The 3,819-nt window shown below is 71.9% G+C and carries 4 protein-coding genes; 3 read left to right on the plus strand and 1 reads right to left on the minus strand.

Annotation, left to right across the window (positions count from 1 at the left end; genetic code table 11):
• Window positions 1-303 precede the first annotated feature (303 nt).
• The 3 genes from ACWF94_RS35945 to ACWF94_RS35955 all read left to right on the plus strand — a co-directional run bounded on the left by ACWF94_RS35945 (window position 304) and on the right by ACWF94_RS35955 (window position 3,202).
• A complete protein-coding gene (locus tag ACWF94_RS35945) occupies window positions 304-1,410 on the plus strand; it encodes an LLM class flavin-dependent oxidoreductase (protein WP_453498588.1) in 1,107 nt (368 codons plus the stop codon).
• Window positions 1,407-1,979, plus strand: coding sequence for an FMN reductase (gene msuE / locus ACWF94_RS35950; RefSeq protein ID WP_453498591.1), 573 nt, complete (start codon window positions 1,407-1,409; stop codon window positions 1,977-1,979). Before ACWF94_RS35945 ends, msuE begins: the two co-directional genes overlap by 4 nt.
• A 128-nt stretch (window positions 1,980-2,107) precedes the next feature.
• Entirely contained in the window at window positions 2,108-3,202 is a 1,095-nt protein-coding gene (locus ACWF94_RS35955) for an ABC transporter permease (RefSeq protein WP_453498594.1), read from the plus strand.
• On the opposite strand, the gene ACWF94_RS35960 is transcribed toward ACWF94_RS35955, so the two are convergent.
• Window positions 3,162-3,734: a MarR family winged helix-turn-helix transcriptional regulator gene (locus tag ACWF94_RS35960; protein ID WP_453498597.1), complete on the minus strand. Its 573-nt coding sequence runs from the start codon at window positions 3,732-3,734 to the stop codon at window positions 3,162-3,164. The genes ACWF94_RS35955 and ACWF94_RS35960 overlap by 41 nt on opposite strands.
• Between the last annotated feature and the right edge of the window lie 85 nt (window positions 3,735-3,819).

The raw sequence follows: 3,819 nt of genomic DNA on the forward strand, positions 1-3,819 counted from the left end.
CCACGCGTGGCGCGGGCCCTGCCCGGGGCGCTGCCCCGGGCCCCGCGCCTCAATCGCCGGCGGGGCTGGTTTTGGTTGACCCGGGCCCCTCCCGGCGGGGCTGGTTTTGGTTGCCCAGGCCCCTCCCGGCGGGGCTGGACGTGGTTGACCCGGGCCCCTCCCGGCGGGGCTGGACGTGGTTGACCCTGGCTTCCAGGAAGGGCCTCGGGAGCGGGATGGGTGGCGGCCCGGGGGGAATGCGTCGTAACCTCGCCATGTTGTTCGTTGCGCAACTAACGAAATCTTCTGGGGAAGGTTCCTCCCATGGCCTTTGAACTCGGCATCTACCACTTCGGCGAACTCACGCCGGACCCCAAGACCCAGCTGCCGCCCACCCCCGGCACCCGGCTGCGGGAGCTGGTCCAGCAGGCGAGTGCCGCGGACGATGCCGGGCTGGACGTGTTCGCGGTCGGTGAGCACCACCGTACGGACTTCGCGGTGTCCACCCCGGCGGTGCTGCTGGCCGCCATGGCGGAGAACACTCGCGCGATCAAGCTCTCCAGTGCCGTGACCGTGCTCAGCTCGGACGACCCGGTGCGGGTGTTCCAGCAGTTCGCCACCCTCGATCTGCTCTCCGGCGGCCGGGCCGAGATCATCGCGGGCCGGGGGTCGTACATCGAGTCGTTCCCGCTGTTCGGGTATGACCTCGACGACTACTCCCAGCTCTTCGCCGAGAAGCTCGATCTGCTGCTGCGGCTGCGCGAGGAGAACCCCGTGAGCTGGCAGGGCTCGCTGCGGGCGCCGCTGGTGGACGGGGACATCACCCCGCGTCCCGACCGTGAGCTGCCGGTGTGGGTCGCCGTCGGCGGCACCCCCGCATCCGTCGTCCGGGCCGGGCGGCTCGGCCTGCCGCTGTCCCTGGCGATCATCGGCGGCAGCTACCGCCAGTTCGCCCCCTTCGTGGAGCTGTACCGGCGGACCGCCGCCGAGGCCGGACACGACCCGGCACGGCTCAAGGTGTCGGTCAACTCGCCGGGCTTTGTCGCGCCCACCCACCGGGAGGCGATCGAGATCTCGCACCCGTACTTCCAGGCGGGATGGATGGCCAACCACCACCAGCGCGGCCAGGGCGTCCCCATGCCCAAGCTCGCCTACGAGGCCCAGTCGACCCCGGCGGGCGCGTTCTTCCTCGGCAGCACCCAGGAGGTCATCGACAAGATCATGGCCCAGTACGAACTCTTCCGGCACGACCGCATGATGATCCAGCTCGGCTTCGGCAATGTCGCCCAGAAGGAAGCGATCAAGTCGATCGAACTCCTCGGCTCCGAGGTCGCCCCCGTCGTCCGCAAGGAGATCGCCTCCCTGGAGTCCTCCGCCGAGTCCGCCGCCGAGCCCTCCACGGCGCCCTCCACCGCGAAGGCGGCGTCATGACCGGGCCCCTGCGGGTCGTCGCGGTCGTCGGCGGGGTGCGCTCCCCGTCGAAGACCACGGCACTGGTCGAGCTGATGCTCCAGACCCTGGCGGCGCGTACGGAGACCGAGTCGACCCTCATCGAGCTGCACACCCTCGGCCCCGGGCTCACCGGAGCGATGGAACGCGACCAGCTCGGCGGCGAGGCGGAGGCCGCGGTGCGGGCCGTCGAGGAGGCCGACCTCGTCATCGCGGCGAGCCCGGTCTTCCGTGGCTCGTACACCGGGCTGTTCAAGCACTTCTTCGACCTCGTCGACCAGTACGCGCTCGCGGCCAAGCCCGTGATGCTGGCGGCGACGGGCGGCAGCGACCGGCACGCCCTGGTGATCGAGCACGCGATGCGACCGCTCTTCGCCTTCCTCCAGGCGTGGACCGCGCCCGCCGGGGTGTATCTCAGCGCGGGCGACTTCGACGGGACGGTGATCCTCAACCCCGAGGTCTACGAGCGCGTCGAGATGGCCGTCGCCGATGTCGTGCCGGTGGCGCGCGCACTGACGGCGGTCAGATCGACTCCCGCCGGCGCCTCCTGACCGGCGCGGCGACCGCCCCCCGGATAGCCCGAACAACCCGAACAACCCGGGTAACCCGGGTAACCCGAACAACAGGGTCCAGCCCCCCGCGCTACCGGCCCCACCGAACGATCGAGGACCACAGGACCATGCCCCAAGCACCCACCGAGCAGGCCCCCGCCGTGGCGCGTGACAACGCGCGGCGCGGGGTGCTGCCGCCGAGCCGGAGCGCGGCCGGGCTGACCCCGATCCTGCTCCCGGTCGCGGTGGCCGTGGCGATCGGCGCGATCTTCATCAGCGTCTATCTCGCCGCGTTCCACGCGCCCGTGCCGCGCGATCTGCCGGTAGCCGTCGTGGGCACCACGGCCCAGGCGGCGGCGGTGACGGAGCGGCTGCCCGGGAGTCCGGCCGACGCCTTCCGGGTCGAGCGGTCCCCGGACGAGGCAGGCGCCCGGTCGGCGGTCGAGCACGGCGAGGTCTTCGCCGCGTATCTCCCCGCGGACCCGCACGGCCCCGCCGGCGGTGGCCCCCGACTCCTCTACGCCGGGGCCCACGGCCCCTCGGTCACCACCCTGCTGCTCCAGTCCTTCGGTGAGGTCGCCCGGGCGGGCGGCGAGGAGCTGAGACCCCTCGATGTGGTCCCGCCGTCCCCCCAGGACACCCGGGGACTGGTCGTCTTCTACACCACCTTCGGCCTGGTGCTCGCCGGCTACCTGTACGGGATCATGACGTATCAGCTCGCGCCCGGAGTGACCATGGGCCGGCGGATGGCCTCCCTCGCCGCGTTCAGCGGGGTCGGCGGGATCGCGGTGGCCGCCATCGTCGCCGCGTACGACGCGCTGCCCGCGCCCTTCCCCGGTGTCGCGGGTCTGGTCGCCCTCGTCGCGCTGGCCGTGGGTTCCTCGACCATGCTGCTGGTGCGCGGACTCGGGGTGATCGGATCGAGTATCGCGGCCGTACTGTTCATGACGGTCGGCAACGCGACCAGCGGCGGCAGCCTCCCGACGGAGTTCCTGCCCGGCTGGCTGGAGCCGTTCTCCGCCGCGCTCCCGGTCGGCGTGGGCGTCCGGGCCGTCAACGGCCTGGCCTACTTCCACGGCGAGGGGGTGGCGGGCGGTGTGGCGATCCTGACCGCGTGGGCGCTGGCCGGTGTCGGCGGACTGCTGCTGCTCGAACGGTCCCGGCGCCGCGCCCTGGGGCTCGTCAGCGCTCCGCGCCGCCCGGAGAGTCGAAGCCGACCGTAGTCCAGATGTCGCCGAGCGCCGTGAGCTGTTCCTCGCTGAGTTTGCCGAGGAACTCACGGCGCAGATTGGTGAGATGGACCTTCCGCGCCCGCCGGTACGCCTTCTGGCCGAGGGGCGTCAGTACGGCGTCGAAGCCCCGGGCGTCGGTGGGGCACGTTTCCCGCCGTACGTAGCCCTGGCGTTCGAGGTCGTCGACGATACGGGTCAGGCCGCTGCGGCTGATCAGCAGAGACGCGGCGATGTCCTTCATCCGCACCCGGTTGTCGGGGGCCTCCGCGAGGGTGAGCAGTACCTCGAACGACGACATCGGGAGGCGTTCGGCTGCCACGAGTTCGCGGTCGAGGGTGCGCAGGAGCCGCATATGGGTGGAGAGGAGACCGAGCCAGGCGGCCCGTTCCGTACGGCTGAGCGGGCGGGAGGGGGAAGCCGTTCGCGGGGGTGACGGGGCAGCCGCCCCCGGGGTGCCGGGGTGGCTGTCCGGCTCCGGGGCCGTGGCTTCGGCACGGGGCCCGGTCTCGGGGTTCTCATCCATCGAATCTCCAGAAGTTTGTTTCACAACGAATGATAGGCGGGTGACAGGCGGGGGTGCCGGGTGTGTCCGGGGAACGGCGCGGGCC

Source organism: Streptomyces sp. NPDC055078, assembly GCF_053607985.1.

Excerpts from the sequence above, each read along its gene's own strand:
- ACWF94_RS35945 (WP_453498588.1), top strand. The coding sequence starts at position 304 with ATGGCCTTTGAACTCGGCATCTACCACTTCGGCGAACTCACGCCGGAC.
- msuE (WP_453498591.1), top strand. The coding sequence starts at position 1,407 with ATGACCGGGCCCCTGCGGGTCGTCGCGGTCGTCGGCGGGGTGCGCTCC.
- ACWF94_RS35955 (WP_453498594.1), top strand. The coding sequence starts at position 2,108 with ATGCCCCAAGCACCCACCGAGCAGGCCCCCGCCGTGGCGCGTGACAAC.
- ACWF94_RS35960 (WP_453498597.1), bottom strand. The coding sequence starts at position 3,734 with ATGGATGAGAACCCCGAGACCGGGCCCCGTGCCGAAGCCACGGCCCCG.